The following is a 13,760-nucleotide window of genomic DNA, read 5'->3' as shown; positions in this document are numbered from 1 at the left end:
CGTGTCGAGTCGCCGGCGTCGACTCAGTTCCCCGACCGCCGAGCGACGGCGGAGTCGGGACCGACGCGGACCTCGTAGCCCGCGACGATGAGCGAGACGTCGACGTCGGCGTCGGAGCGGTCGGTGACGAGCGCGTTCAGCGCGTCGGGGTCGACGTAGTCGTACAGCACCACGCCCTCTTCGCGTAAGTCGGCGGGGGCGACGCCGACGAGTTCCGCGATCGCCTCGACGACGGCGAGGCTGGGACTGGGGCCGCTGCCGCCGTGACGGACGCGCGCCGTCTCTGGAACCGAACCGGATCCGTCCGAGCCGGCCGTTACGCTACTCATAGTCGTTCTCACACGAGTACGAGTCATAAACCGATCGGTTAATTTATCAAAAATGATTACGGGCGGCGCGTCTCGGTCCCGGAACCGTTACCAACCAGCCGCACGCGTGTAGAGACAACTCGAATGCGACTCCCGGAACGACAGCTCGCGGTCCTCGAGGCCGCGAGCGCGACGGACGACCGAACGGTGGCGGAGATAGCCGCGGCGACCGACCTGAAGCCGGAGACGGTCGCGGGCGCGGCCTTCGACCTGGCCGACGACGGGCTCGTCGAGGTCGCCTCGGTGACCGACGAGAGCCTCAAACTCACCGACGAGGGGCGGACCTACGTCGACGAGGGACTCCCAGAGACCCGGCTCTACCGAGCCGGCCTCGACGCGGGCGCCGACGCCGAACCGGCCTCGATGGGCGCGGTCATCGGCGGGGCCGACCTGGACGGGCCCGAGGTCGACATCGCGCTCGCGAACTTCGCGCGCAAGGGGTTCGGGAGCGTCGACGGCGGCGAGCTCTCGGTCGACCCCGACGCCGACCTCGACGCCGACCCGGAGGCGAGGGCGCTCGCGGCGCTCGCGGAGGCCGACCGCGAGGGGGCGGCGCTCGACGCGAGCGACCTCGACGTCGACGGCGCGGTGATCGACCGGCTCGACTCGCGCGGACTGCTCGCGGTCGCGGAGTCGGTCACCCGGACGGTGACGCTCACCGACGACGGCGTCGACGCGCTGATGACCGGCGTCGAGGCGACCGAGACGGTGGGCGCGCTCACGCCGGAACTCCTCGCCAGCGGCGAGTGGCGCGACGCCGAGTTCGCCGAGTACAACGTCGAGGCCGAGGCCGAGACGGCCCGCGGCGGCCGGAAACACGTGCTCCGCCGGACCGCCGACCGCGTGAAGGACGTGCTGGTCGGGATGGGATTTTCGGAGATGGAGGGCCCCCACGCCGACGCCGACTTCTGGATCAACGACTGCCTGTTCATGCCCCAGGACCATCCGGCGCGGACCCACTGGGACCGGTTCGCGCTCGACGTGGACCCGATGGAGGAGATCCCCGAGGAGCTGATCGACCGCGTCGAGTCGGCCCACCGCGACGGGTGGGGCGAGGACGGCGACGGCTACCACTCGCCGTGGTCGCAGGACTTCGCGCGGGAGGTCGCGCTTCGCGGCCACACCACGTCGCTGTCGATGCGGTACCTCTCCGGGGTCGCGGGCGCCGAACTGGAGCCGCCGCAGCGCTACTTCTCGGTCGAGAAGGTGTACCGCAACGACACCCTCGACCCGACGCACCTCCTAGAGTTCTTCCAGATCGAGGGGTGGGTGATGGCCGAGGACCTCTCGGTGCGCGACCTGATGGGCACCTTCGAGGAGTTCTACCGGCAGTTCGGAATTACGGACATCCGGTTCAAGCCCCACTACAACCCCTACACCGAGCCCTCCTTCGAGCTGTTCGGTGAACACCCGGAGACGGGCGAGGAGATCGAGATCGGGAACTCGGGCGTCTTCCGCGAGGAGGTCACCGGCCCGCTCGGCGTCGACTGCGACGTGATGGCGTGGGGGCTCGCCCTCGAACGGCTGGCGATGCTCACCACCGGCGCGGAGGACATCCGCGACCTCCACGGAACCTTAGCCGACATCGACTTCCTGCGGAACGCGGAGGTGAGCTACTGATGCCCGTCGTCGACGTCGACCCCGACGAGCTCCGCGAGCTCACCGGCCACGAGGAGAAGGACGACGATGAACTCAAAACCGACCTGTTCGGGCTCGGCTTGGAGTTCGAGGGAGAGACCGACGACGGGATGTTCCAGTTCGAGTTCGCGCCCGACCGACTCGACCGGCTCTCCGTCGAGGGGGTCGCCCGCTCGCTTCGGTACCACTACGGCGACGCCCGCGGCGTCTACGTCCCGAACACGAACGACCCCGAGTGGACCATCGAGGTCGACGAGTCGGTTCCGGACGAGCGCCCGTACGTCACCGGCGCCGTGGTCCGCGGCCTCGATATGGACGAGGCGGCGCTGGAGTCTCTGATCCAGCTCCAGGAGAAGCTCCACGCGACGATGGGCCGCGGCCGCGCGAAGGGCGCGATCGGGATCCACGACCTCGCGATGGTGAAGGGCGCGCCGCTCCAGGAGGGCGCGGAGCCGTCGATCACCTACCGCGGGGTCGACCCCGACGGGGATACGTTCGTCCCGCTCGACGCGAACGACGAGCTGACCCCGAACGAGGTCTTGGCGGAACACGACACGGGGACGACCTACGCGGACCTCGTGACGGATCTCGACCGGTATCCCGCGATCTACGACGAGCTCGGGCTGTTCTCGTTCCCGCCGGTGATCAACGGGAAGCGCACCGAGGTGACGACCGGCTCGCGCGAGCTGTTCGTCGAGCTCACCGGCACCGACCAGTGGACGATAGACCGGATGTGCAACATCATCTGTTACGCGCTGTCGGCCCGCGGGGCGACGATCGAGTCGGTCGAGGTGAACTACGCCGACGGCGCGACGCACCCGAGCGAGTACGGCCGCGAACTGGTCCGTCCCGACCTCGACGTCGACGAGAAGACCGTCTCGCACGACCGGATCGAGACGCTGCTCGGCGTCGAGTTCGAGCCGGAGGAGGTCGTCGACTGCTTCGAGCGCGCCGGCCTCGACGCCTCCTACACCCTCGACGAGGATGTGTCCTACGAGGTGGAGATTCCGCCGTACCGCGTCGACGTGCTCCACCCGCTCGACCTGGTCGACGACGTGGGGCGCGCGTACGGCTTCGACAACTTGGAGCCCCGCTACCCCGACGTGGGCACCGTCGGCGGGCGCCACGAGCGCTCGCGGTTAGAGGACGCGGTCCGGACGAGCCTCGTGGGGCTCGGCTTCGAGGACCTGCTGAACTTCCACATGACGAGCGGGACCGAGAACTACGACCGGATGCGGATCGAGCCGGGGACCGGCGGCGCCGCGGTCGCCGACGCGGGCGAGCCGAACGCGAGCGCCGGCATCTTCGGCGGCGGCGACCCCGTCGAGATCACCGAGCCGTACAGCGAGGAGTACACCCAGCTGCGCACGTGGGCGCTCCCCTCGCTCGTCATGCTGTTGGAGCGGAACACCCACAACGCCTACCCGCAGGACGTCGCGGAGGTCGGCTTCGTGGCCGAGCGCGACGACGCCGAGGACACGAACGTCGCCGAGTTCCGCCACGTCGCCGGCGCGGTCGCCCGGCGCGACGCCTCCTACGAGGCGGCGAAGGGGCGGCTCCAGGCGCTCTGTAACGACTTCGACGCCGACCTGGAGACCCCGCGGACCGAACACCCCTCGTTCATCGAGGGCCGCGCCGCCGCCGCCGTGATCGACGGCGAGCGCGTCGGCGTGATCGGTGAGCTCCACCCCGCGGTGCTCGTCGAACACGACCTTGAGGTGCCGGTCGCGGCCTTCGAGTTCGGCCTCGACGCGCTGCGGTAGGCGCCGCGCGGGGGCGTGTCGACCGCGCGGTCGCCGGAACTTCCGTTTCGTCGGTTCCGTGACGAATTATCACAGGTCTGACTCCGAGCAGAAGACATATACCCGTCTTGACGTAGTGGGCGGCTATGAACTGTGAGAGATGCGGTATCGACGCCTCGCTCACGCATCGAGACGTCGACGGGTTCGCGTACTACCTCTGTGAGGCCTGTCTCCGGGGCTGGGACGCGGTGCGGTCGTCGTCGCCCGACGCCGCGGACGAGAGCCGCTCGCCGGCGCGGTAGGCGACGACCCGGCCGAGACGACGCTCGAACGGGCGACGCGAGCCGGGCGAGCGTCGCCGAGCGCTCCCGAGCGTCCCCCTCACTCCCGCGCGGCGGAGACGGCGTCGAGGACCGCGCGCGCGTTCGCCCGGATCGCGTCGAAGTCGTCGGCGGCGATCGCCTCGCCGTCGACGATCCCGCTGCCGACGCCGACCGCGACCGCGCCCGCGTCGACGTAGTCGCCTGCGTTGTCCGCGTCCACGCCGCCGGTGGGGACGAGCGGGACCTGCGGGAGCGGGCCGCCGATCGCCGCGACGTGGTCCGGACCGCCGGTCTTCGCGGGGAACACCTTCACGAGGTCGGCGCCGGCCTCGAAGGCCGAGAGCGCCTCGGTCGGCGTGTACGCGCCGACCGCGATCGGCGTTCCGTAGCGGTTCGCCGTCCGGATCACGTCGCGGTTCGCGGTCGGCGTCACGAGGAACTCCGCGCCGGCGAGCTGCGCCGCGCGCGCGGTCTCCGCGTCCAGGACGGTCCCGGCGCCGACCAGCGCGTCGTCGACGCGGTCGGCGATCGCCTCGATCGACGCCGTCGCGTTCGGCGTGTCCGCCGTTACCTCGAGCGCCGTCACGCCGGCGTCGACGACGGCGTCCGCGACCGCCACGGCGTCGTCCCGCGCCACGCCGCGGAGGATCGCGATCACTCCGCCGTCCGTGATCCGGTCGAGTCGGTCGGTTCGCATGCGTTCCCCTGCTCGCCGCGGGGGCTTAAATCGGGGCGTGTCGCGGTCGCGTCGACGCCCGCGGCGCGGCCGCACACACCCGCTATTTAAGGGAGGGACGGGCAACTACGACCGTGGCGACGGACCGGTCCGCGTCGGACGCCGGCGGCGACCGACGGCGCGCGAGTCCCGCGACGGTCGGACCGGTTCGGAGTTACCGAACTCACCATGCACATCACCGACTACGAGCTGTTCGAGGTACCGCCTCGCTGGCTGTTTCTGAAGCTCACGACGAGCGACGGGAGGGTCGGCTGGGGAGAGCCGATCGTCGAGGGACGCTCCCACACGGTCGTCGCGGCCGTCGAGGAGCTGCTCGACGACTACCTCCTCGGCGAGGACCCGACGCGGATCGAAGACCATTGGCAGGCGATGTACCGCGGCGGCTTCTACCGCGGCGGCCCCGTGCTGATGAGCGCCATCGCCGGCGTCGACCAGGCGCTGTGGGACCTCAAGGGGAAGCAGTTCGGCGCGCCCGTCCACGAGCTGCTCGGCGGCCGGGCGCGCGACCGGGTCCGCGTCTATCAGTGGATCGGCGGGGACCGGCCGGCGGACGTGGGCGAGGCCGCCCGCGAGAAGGTCGACGCCGGCTTCTCGGCGCTGAAGATGAACGCGACTGCGGAGCTAGAGTCGATCGACTCCCCGGCCGCGGTGGCCGATTCGGCCGACCGGATCGCGGCCGTCCGGGAGGCGGTCGGCGACGAGGTCGACATCGGGGTCGACTTCCACGGCCGGGTGGCCAAGCCGATGGTTCGCCGGCTCGCCGCGGCGCTGGAGCCGTACGACCCGATGTTCATCGAGGAACCGGTGTTGCCCGAGAACAACGACGCGCTGCCGGCGATCCGGGCGTCGACGACGATCCCGATCGCGACCGGCGAGCGGATGTACTCGCGGTGGGACTTCAAGGAGATACTCGAGGCGGACGCGGTGGACCTGATCCAGCCGGACGTCTCCCACGCCGGCGGGATCTCCGAGCTGAAGAAGATCGCGTCGATGGCCGAGGCGTACGACGTGTCGGTCGCGCCGCACTGCCCGCTCGGCCCGATCGCGCTCGCCTCTTGCATCCAGGTCGACGCCTGCACGCCGAACGCGCTGATCCAGGAGCAGTCGCTCGACATCCACTACAACGAGACGAGCGACGTGTTGGACTACCTCGCGGACCCGTCGGTGTTCGAGTACCGCGACGGCTTCGTCGACGTCCCGGGCGGCGACGGGCTCGGTATCGAGATCGACGAGGAACACGTGCGCGAGCAGGCCGAGAAAGACGTCGACTGGCACAACCCCGTCTGGCGCCACGACGACGGCTCCGTCGCGGAGTGGTGATCCCGATGGAGACCGAATCGCGGCGAGCGGGGCGGACCGACGACCCGGCGACGCGAGAGGGACCGACGACCCGGCGACGCGAGAGGGACCGATGACCCGGCGACGCGAGTCACCGGGCGAAGGCGCGGTTCCCGGACGGTTCGCCGGCGAGACGGCGATCGTCACGGGGTCGACGCGCGGGATCGGCGCCGGAATCGCGGAGCGGCTGGCCGCCGAGGGGGCGAACGTCGTGGTCAGCGGGCGCTCCGAGGCGGCCGGCGAGGCCGTCGTCGACCGGATCGCGGAGTCGGGCGGTGACGCTGCCGACGGCGCACCGACGGGCGACGCGACGTTCGTCCGCGCCGACATGCGCGACCCGGACGACGTGGCCGCGCTGGCGGCGGCGGCCGCCGAGCGGTACGGCTCGGTCGACGTGCTCGTGAACAACGCCGGCGTCCAGACGGAGACGGCCGCCGACGAGGCGACGCTCGACGACTGGGCGTTCGTCGTCGAGACGGACTTCCGCGCGTACTGGCTCGCCGCGCGGGCCGCCCTCGAACACATGGACCGCGGGGCGATCGTGAACGTCTCGTCGAACCACGCGTACGCGACGATGCCGGCGCATTTCCCCTATAACGCCGTCAAGGCGGGTATCAACGGCATGACGCGGTCGCTCGCGGTAGACTTCGGTCCCCGCGTCCGGGTGAACACGGTCGTTCCCGGCTGGGTCGAAGTCGAGCGGACGCGAGACGAGCTGCCGGAGGGACGCCTCGAAGAAGTCGAATCGATCCACCCGACCGGCCGGATCGGCACGCCCGCCGACGTCGCCGGTGCCGTCTCCTTCCTCGCGAGCGAGGACGCCGCCTTCGTCACGGGGGCCGCGCTGCTCGTCGACGGCGGCCGCGGCGCGGTGATGCAGGACGACACGCTGCCGGACTACCGGGCGCGCGAGGACGCGGAGTAGGCGATCGTCGCGACACGGAGCAGGCGATCGTCGCGACACGGAGCGGGCGATCGTCGCGACACGAGGTGGAGCGGGCTGGTGCCACGACACGGAGCGGAGCGGGCTGGTGCCGCGACACGGGGGACGCGAGGATCCCCCGATCGACGGTCGACGGCGATCACCCCCTCTTATATTCGGGCGAGAGTAGCATCCGATATGAACCGGTTCGAGACCTGCGGCGGGGGGTGGCGTCGATGACCGACCTCGTCACGTTCGGCGAGACGATGCTGCGGCTGTCGCCGCCGCGCGGCGAGCGGCTGGAGACGACCCGCGAATTGACCGTCCAGGCCGGCGGCGCGGAGAGCAACGTCGCGGTCGGGGCCGCGCGGCTCGGCGCCGACACCCGTTGGCTCTCGAAGCTCCCCGACTCGCCGCTCGGCCGACGGATCGTGACCGAACTGCGGAGCCACGGCGTCCGGCCGGGCGTCGCGTGGGCGGACGCGGAGACGAGCCGAGTGGGGACGTACTACCTCGAGCACGGCGGCGAACCGCGTGGGACGAACGTCATCTACGACCGCGCCGACGCGGCGATCACGACCGTCGAGGCCGAGGAGCTTCCGACGGGGGCGGTCGAAGACGCGGAGTGGTTCCACACGACGGGGATCACGCCCGCCCTCTCGGCGGCCGCCGCGGAGACGACGGCCGCCCTGTTGGAGACCGCCGGCGAGGCGGGGACCGCGCGCTCGTTCGACCTGAACTACCGGGCGAAGCTCTGGGACCCGGAGACGGCGCGGGCGGCATACGAGGACCTGTTCGAGCGCGTCGATACCCTGTTCGTCCCGCGGCGCGACGCCCGCGAGGTGCTCGATCGCGAGGGCAACGCCGTCGAGATCGCACACGGGCTCGCCACGGAGTTCGGGTTCGACACGGTGGTCGTCACCCGCGGGCTGGAGGGGGCGGTCGCGCTCCACGACGGCTCGGTGTACGAGCAGGACGTGTACGAGGCGGAGACGTTCGACGCGATCGGCACCGGGGACGCGTTCGTCGCCGGCTTCGTCGCGGAGCGGCTTCGCGGCGGGGACCTCGCCGCGTCCCTCCGGTGGGGATCCGCGACGGCGGCGCTGAAACGCACCACCGACGGCGACCTCGCGGTGACGACTCGGGAAGAGGTCCGCGACGTCATCGACGGCGAGGGCGGGATCGACCGGTGAGCGAGGTGGCGGCGCTCGGGACGGACTGACTGAACCCCGGAGGCTGCGGTCCGACGCCCCCGCTTAGAGGTCGACGGGGGCGCCGTCGGCGGCGCTCTCGGCGAGCGCGTCGATGATCTCCATGTTCGCGATCGCCTCCTCGCCATCGGTCAGAGGGGCGGTCCCGTCGGCGACGCGCTCGGCGAAGCGGTCGACTTGGAGCCGGTACTGGTCGACCGCCGGGAACGTCTCGACGCCGTGGCGCCCGTCGATCTCGTACTCCAGTTCCACCGGCTCGTCGGTCGGGGCGTCGAACGCGCGCTCGACCTCGACCCAGCCGTTCGTCGCGTCGACGCGGTACCGCTGAACCAGTTGCGTGTCGAAGCCGGACGCGACCCGCGCCGAGCGACCGTCGTCGTACGCTAACACGCCCGCGAGTTCGGTGTCGACCCCGGCGTCCCGGGTGTCGCCGGCGTGGGCGTACGCCCGGTCCGGCGTCCCGAGGACCGTCCGGGCCAGCGAGACGGGGTAACACCCGACGTCCATCAGCGACCCGCCGGCGAGTTCGGGGTCGAGTCGCACGTCGTTCGGGCGGTCGTACAGCGGGAAGCGGAAGGTGGCCGTCACCGTGCGGACGTCGTCGAGCTCGGTCGCCGCGAGCGCGACGGCGCGCTCGGTGCGGGGGTGGTACCGGTACATGAACGCCTCCATCAGCGTGACGCCACGTCGGTCGCAGTGGTCGACCACGTCACGCGCCTCGTCCGCGTCGGCGGCGAGCGGCTTCTCACAGAGCACGTCTAACCCGGCGTCCGCGGCGCGTTTCGTCCACTCGGCGTGGCGGCCGTTGGGGAGCGGGACGTACACCGCGTCGAGCGCGTCGTCGTCGAGGAGGGCCTCGTAGGAGCCGTAGCTGCGGGGGATCGAGTTCTCGGCCGCGAACCGCTCCGCGCGGTCGGCGTCCCGCGACGCCACCGCGCCGACCGCGTGGTCGCTCGCGGCGATCGCCGGGATCACCGCTTTGCGGGCGATCCCCGCGGTGCCGAGGACGCCGAATTCGAGGCTCGTGGGTCCGGACTGTGAGGCGGGCATGGGCGGAGCGACGCGCCCCCTACGCAAGTCGGTTTGGGTCGGCTGGCTCGACGGTGACGATGACCGCGACCGCCTCGCCCGCCCGCTACCGGTCGGCTACTAGCTCCCGTATGCGGTCCGTCCCGGCGGCGACGCGGCCGCCGTGGAAGCAGAACGTCTGCGTCACGGCCAGATCGGCGAGCGTCTCGACGCTCTCCCACGCGGTCTCGAGGTCCTGCGTCACCTCGGGCCGGGGCCCGACGAGCGCGCCGTCGACGACGTTGAGCGCGTCGGCGCTGACGAGCAGCTCCGCGTCGGGGAAGTGCGCCGACACGTGCCCCGGACTGTGGCCGGGCGTCGCGACCACCTCCATCGGCCCCGCGGCGGTCGCGAACGTTTCGCCCCCCGTCAGGCGGACGTCGACCGTCGTCGGGTCGATCGACAGCGGTCGCTCCGCGCTGGATTTGACGAGCTCCCTGTCGCCTTCCAGGTACGGCACTTCCGTCTCGTGCGCGAAGACCACGGCGTCGGTCCGGTCGACGACGGCCGCCAGACAGCCGGCGTGGTCCGGATCCTGATGCGTGACGAGGACGCCCCAGGCGTCGTCGAGGCGCAACCCCTCGTCGTCGAGCGCGGCCTCGAGGACGTCCGCGGTGTCGGGGAGGCCGGCGTCGATCAGGAGGAGTCCCTGCGGCGTCTCGACGGCGGTCGCGTTGAACGTCGCCTCGCGGTCGTCCATCGATACCTGTAACGGGAGCCCGTGTACGCCCGGCGTCAGTTCCATACGAACAACACGCCGGCGAGCGTCTTGAAACGGACGGGGTCGGTCGGGGTGCCTCGCGGTGGTCGCCCCGGACACGCTACCGGAGAAACGCATTCGGGGCGGCCGTCGCCGCGAAGTCCAGTATCGCTCCTGGTCGAGGGATTCGCGGCGACGGCGACCGGCGACACGGGTTTCCCCGCTGAGCGTCTATCCCGAGCAATGGCACAACGGTCCCTGCTCGTTCGCGCGCTGTGGTTCGTCTTCGTCGGCTGGTGGGCGACGCCGATCGTCGTCAACGTCGCGTGGCTGCTCACGGTCACGGTCGTGCTGCTTCCCGTCGGTGTCAAGCTGATCAACCTCGTGCCGACGGTGCTCACGCTCGCGGAGCCGCGGTCGCTCTCGGACCCGGACTCGGCGCGAGGCCAGCGGTCGCTCGTCGTGCGTGGGATCTACTTCGTCCTCGTCGGTTGGTGGCTGAGCCTGCTGTGGGCGAACGTCGCGTCGGCGCTCGCGGTCACGGTCGTGGGCCTGCCGGTGGCGATCTGGATGCTCAACCGGCTCCCGTACGTCACGTCGCTGTACCGGTTTCACGGGTAGTCCCGTCAGGCGGGCGAAGCGGACGGGGCGGGCTCAGTTGACCTCGACGATTTCGACGTCGAACGTCAGCGTCTCACCGGCGAGCGGCGGGTTGAAGTCCGCTCGAATCACGTCCTCGTCCGCGTGGACGATCTCGCCCTGGCTGCCGTCCTGGGCCTCGAGGTACGCGCCCTCCTCGGGCAGCTGGCCGCCGAGCATCTCCCGGAGCTCGTCGGTGTCGAACTCCTCGACGTTCTCGTCGCTGGGCTGTCCGTAGGCCTTCTCCGGCGGGATCGTCAGCGTGTCCGTCTCGCCGGCCGCCAGCCCGAGGAGTCCCTCCTCCATCCCCTCGATGACCTGACCGCCGCCGACCTCGACCGTCAACGGCGTGTACTCGCGGTCGGGCTGGGCCTCGGCGAGGCCCGCTTCCTCGGCGACTGACTGCTTGGAGGTGTCGAACACGGTCCCATCGTCCAGTTTGCCGGTGTACTCGAGCGTCACCGAATCGCCAGTAGTTATCGACATACGGACACAAGGAGTGCCATACGGAAAGCCTGTGTCATCTGCGGACATCGGTCGCGCCGTGAGAACCGACGGCCGACGGCGTCACCTGGACGCCGGGAGCTCTTCGACCACCGCGACGTCGTGTCCAGCGGCATAGCCGTTCAGCTTGGCGGCGATGGGTGACTCCCGCAACGCCTCGTCGTCGTATCCCGCCGCGTCGAACGCGTCGATAAGCGAGGAGACGGACCGCAGCTTGTACTTCTGGTGGTAGTCTTCGGCCGGGGAGAACCGCGAGAGCTGCTCGATCCGTGTGCCGATCCCGTCGGCAGTGAGCCCTCGTGACGAGAGAAACTCGTCGAGGGTCGCCTGCTGGGCCGCCGTCGCCGTGAGGACGACGTTTTGGTACTGCGTGTTTCCGGTCTGGTGGTTGGGGTTGTGGGATTCGAAGACCCGTGTCAGCAGGTCTCGGTAGGTGATCGTGTCGGGATCGAACTCGACTTGGAACACTTCGGTGTGGTTCCCTAACGAGTGGTACGTCGGGTCGCGCGAGGTCCCGCCGGCGTAGCCCACGCGGGTGCGGACCACGCCGTCGACGGCGCCGAACTGGGCGTCCGGCCCCCAGAAGCAGCCGAGGCCAAATGTTGCTGTCTCAGTGGTGTCGCTGTCTATCGCACGTCGGTCATACTCTCTGATCTGTTGTCCTGTGAGTTCCATGGGGGTTACTTTCCTGTAGAGCCGTCGCAGGGCGGTTCGTGGATCGACCCGCATCTACGCGCAGTCGGGCTCGCAGACGTATATGTCGTGTGTTAGCGTGTCTCGGTTCTGGACGGAACGAGGTCGCCTTCCGGTCGCCGTCAGTCGAGTCCGAGCGCGGCCGCGAGCGCCGCCGTCGCGCCCTCGTGGATGCTCGTGCCGTGGCCGACGAGGAGGTGGCCGGGATCCCACTCCGCCAGTCCCTGTGGCGACTCCTCGACTGCGGGGTGAACCCCGAGCGCGTCGCCGTCGTCCCGGAACGCCGGGAGCGTCCCGAGCGTCTCGGGGACGAGCAGCGTCGAGCGGTCGTCGTTCCACAGGACGGCCTCTTCCCAGTCGTCGTCCAGTCGGAGCTCGTGAACCTCGTACGCGGACCCGGCGAGCGCCGAGCCGGTCGGTTCCGCGTCCGCGTCGAGCTTCTCGCGGGTGAGCGACATTCCCTCCGGCACGGACACGGCGACGTCGTGTCGACGCGCCACCGCCGCGGCGTCGCGCGTGTGTCGGTCCTGAAGGACGACGACGCCGGCGACGTCTCCCGCCTCGCGGAGGTGCGCGTCGAGTCCGTCGACGTCGACCGGGTCGACGAGCCAGACGCCGGCGCCCGTCGTCAGTGCGTGGCTCGCGCGGCGCGCGTCCTCGTCGGGATACGCGATCCAACTGAATCCACCCTCCCACTCGGTCGTCTCGACAGGCGTCGCGTCGGCGGCGGTATCGGAATCAGCCATACCACCCATTGCCGGGCCAGAAGCTTACGTCTGTGCCCCAAGTGGAGTTCGGGTTCCCGAGTTGGCAGTCGGCGCTTGCGTCGGGGCGACGGACAGGGCCGGAGAATCCGCTCTCGGTCGCGTTGAGAGTAGAACCGAGACCGTCAGAGCGTATCTCAAGCCGTCGGCTACACGCAGCCGGCGCTGGGAGAACCGGCGCGGTTCGACGGGTCTTTCGCCGTCGGCGGCGACCTCCGCGTGAATGAGTCGCTCCCGGACGGCCGGCCGCTTTCTGTTGCTGTGCGCAGTGTGGGGGACGGCGTTCATGGCGACGGACGTCGGCCTCGCGGACCTCCCCGCGGTCCCGTTCGCCGCCGTGCGCTTCGACGTCGCTGCCGTGCTGCTGTTCGCCGCCGTGCTCGTCGCCGGCGTGGACATCCGCCCCCGGACGCGGGACGACTACGTCTACGTGCTCGTCGGCGGGGCCCTCATCATCGGCGCCCATCACGCGTTCCTGTTCGCCGGCCAGCGGTACGTCACGGGCGGGGTCGCCGCGGTGCTGTTGGGCCTCGTCCCCGTGGTGACCCCGGCGCTCACGCGGCTCGTCTCGACCGACGAGGAGTTCACCGCCGCCACCGCGCTCGGCGTCGCGCTCGGGTTCGTCGGCGTCGTGGTTATCGCCGATCCCGACCCGACGAACCTCGCGGACAGCGTCCTCGGCGTCGCGCTCGTGCTCGCCTCCGCGCTCGCGTTCGCCGTCGCCGCGGTCGTTACCCACAGCCGATCGCCGTCGATGCCGTTCCTCTCGACACAGGCCTGGATGATGGCCGTCGGCGCGGTCGTCCTCCACGCCGCCGTGATCGCGCTCCCCGGGCAGTCGTTCGCGACCGCCACGTGGACGCCGTCCGCGCTCGCCGCCGTCGCGTACCTCTCCGCGGTCGCCGGCGCCGGCGGCTTCCTCCTGTACTTCACGCTGCTGGACGACCTCGGGCCGATCGAGATGAGCTTCATCGAGTACGTGATTCCAGTGTTCGCGGCGCTCGCAGGCTGGCTCGTGCTCGGGCAGGAAGTGACCCCCGCGACCGTCGCCGGCTTCGTGTTCATCCTCGCGGGGTTCGTCGCCGCGAAGTGGCGGGTGCTCCGTGGGACGTAG

General features: G+C 70.6%; 15 protein-coding genes. 8 read left to right on the top strand and 7 right to left on the bottom strand.

Translation table 11 applies throughout. The annotated features are described in order from the left end of the window. Window positions 1-23 precede the first annotated feature (23 nt). The gene (locus BM286_RS01160) at window positions 24-329 is read right to left on the bottom strand and encodes a HalOD1 output domain-containing protein (RefSeq protein WP_092919615.1); all 306 of its coding nucleotides are present in this window, start codon (window positions 327-329) and stop codon (window positions 24-26) included. 123 nt (window positions 330-452) lie between these two features. Between BM286_RS01160 and pheS the strand changes: the two genes are divergently transcribed. The 3 genes from pheS (at window position 453) to BM286_RS15385 (ending at window position 4,050) form a co-directional block, all read left to right on the top strand. After that, window positions 453-1,988: a phenylalanine--tRNA ligase subunit alpha gene (gene pheS, locus BM286_RS01155; protein WP_092919613.1), complete on the top strand. Its 1,536-nt coding sequence runs from the start codon at window positions 453-455 to the stop codon at window positions 1,986-1,988. Then, entirely contained in the window at window positions 1,988-3,769 is a 1,782-nt protein-coding gene (gene pheT / locus BM286_RS01150) for a phenylalanine--tRNA ligase subunit beta (RefSeq protein ID WP_092919611.1), read from the top strand. The genes pheS and pheT overlap by 1 nt, the downstream gene beginning before the upstream one ends. A 125-nt stretch (window positions 3,770-3,894) precedes the next feature. Further along, entirely contained in the window at window positions 3,895-4,050 is a 156-nt protein-coding gene (locus tag BM286_RS15385; RefSeq protein WP_158293701.1) for a hypothetical protein, read from the top strand. A 79-nt stretch (window positions 4,051-4,129) separates the two neighbouring features. On the opposite strand, the gene BM286_RS01145 is transcribed toward BM286_RS15385, so the two are convergent. Next, window positions 4,130-4,768 carry a bifunctional 4-hydroxy-2-oxoglutarate aldolase/2-dehydro-3-deoxy-phosphogluconate aldolase gene (locus tag BM286_RS01145; RefSeq protein ID WP_092919609.1) on the bottom strand — a complete coding sequence of 213 codons (639 nt, stop codon included), beginning with the start codon at window positions 4,766-4,768 and terminating at the stop codon, window positions 4,130-4,132. A 207-nt stretch (window positions 4,769-4,975) separates the two neighbouring features. Between BM286_RS01145 and dgoD the strand changes: the two genes are divergently transcribed. The 3 genes from dgoD to kdgK1 all read left to right on the top strand — a co-directional run bounded on the left by dgoD (window position 4,976) and on the right by kdgK1 (window position 8,260). Then, window positions 4,976-6,127 carry a galactonate dehydratase gene (dgoD, locus tag BM286_RS01140; RefSeq protein ID WP_092919607.1) on the top strand — a complete coding sequence of 384 codons (1,152 nt, stop codon included), beginning with the start codon at window positions 4,976-4,978 and terminating at the stop codon, window positions 6,125-6,127. A 91-nt stretch (window positions 6,128-6,218) separates the two neighbouring features. Continuing rightward, the gene (locus BM286_RS01135) at window positions 6,219-7,070 is read left to right on the top strand and encodes an SDR family NAD(P)-dependent oxidoreductase (RefSeq protein ID WP_092919605.1); all 852 of its coding nucleotides are present in this window, start codon (window positions 6,219-6,221) and stop codon (window positions 7,068-7,070) included. A gap of 233 nt (window positions 7,071-7,303) precedes the next feature. After that, window positions 7,304-8,260: a bifunctional 2-dehydro-3-deoxygluconokinase/2-dehydro-3-deoxygalactonokinase gene (gene kdgK1, locus BM286_RS01130; RefSeq protein WP_092920470.1), complete on the top strand. Its 957-nt coding sequence runs from the start codon at window positions 7,304-7,306 to the stop codon at window positions 8,258-8,260. Window positions 8,261-8,323: 63 nt separating this feature from the next. Here kdgK1 and BM286_RS01125 read toward each other — a convergent pair whose 3' ends face one another. Next, complete coding sequence (locus BM286_RS01125; RefSeq protein ID WP_092919603.1) at window positions 8,324-9,328, bottom strand: Gfo/Idh/MocA family protein; 1,005 nt, start codon at window positions 9,326-9,328, stop codon at window positions 8,324-8,326. 85 nt (window positions 9,329-9,413) lie between these two features. Further along, the gene (locus BM286_RS01120) at window positions 9,414-10,091 is read right to left on the bottom strand and encodes an MBL fold metallo-hydrolase (protein ID WP_092919601.1); all 678 of its coding nucleotides are present in this window, start codon (window positions 10,089-10,091) and stop codon (window positions 9,414-9,416) included. A 198-nt stretch (window positions 10,092-10,289) separates the two neighbouring features. Between BM286_RS01120 and BM286_RS01115 the strand changes: the two genes are divergently transcribed. Next, window positions 10,290-10,667, top strand: a complete 378-nt coding sequence (locus BM286_RS01115) for a YccF domain-containing protein (protein ID WP_092919599.1) — start codon at window positions 10,290-10,292, stop codon at window positions 10,665-10,667. A 33-nt stretch (window positions 10,668-10,700) separates the two neighbouring features. Here the strand turns inward: BM286_RS01115 and BM286_RS01110 are convergent, their stop codons facing one another. From BM286_RS01110 to BM286_RS01100, 3 genes are all read right to left on the bottom strand, one after another. Then, complete coding sequence (locus BM286_RS01110) at window positions 10,701-11,171, bottom strand: FKBP-type peptidyl-prolyl cis-trans isomerase (RefSeq protein WP_092919597.1); 471 nt, start codon at window positions 11,169-11,171, stop codon at window positions 10,701-10,703. Between the two features lie 81 nt (window positions 11,172-11,252). Further along, window positions 11,253-11,864: a peptide-methionine (S)-S-oxide reductase MsrA gene (locus BM286_RS01105; protein ID WP_092920469.1), complete on the bottom strand. Its 612-nt coding sequence runs from the start codon at window positions 11,862-11,864 to the stop codon at window positions 11,253-11,255. A gap of 140 nt (window positions 11,865-12,004) precedes the next feature. Continuing rightward, window positions 12,005-12,628 carry a hypothetical protein gene (locus BM286_RS01100; protein ID WP_092919595.1) on the bottom strand — a complete coding sequence of 208 codons (624 nt, stop codon included), beginning with the start codon at window positions 12,626-12,628 and terminating at the stop codon, window positions 12,005-12,007. Window positions 12,629-12,869: 241 nt separating this feature from the next. Between BM286_RS01100 and BM286_RS01095 the strand changes: the two genes are divergently transcribed. Then, window positions 12,870-13,760: a DMT family transporter gene (locus BM286_RS01095; RefSeq protein ID WP_092919593.1), complete on the top strand. Its 891-nt coding sequence runs from the start codon at window positions 12,870-12,872 to the stop codon at window positions 13,758-13,760.

Origin of the sequence: Halorubrum sodomense (assembly GCF_900111935.1) — an archaeon.
Classification (GTDB): domain Archaea; phylum Halobacteriota; class Halobacteria; order Halobacteriales; family Haloferacaceae; genus Halorubrum; species Halorubrum sodomense.
This window is presented reverse-complemented; position numbering and strand designations above follow the sequence as displayed.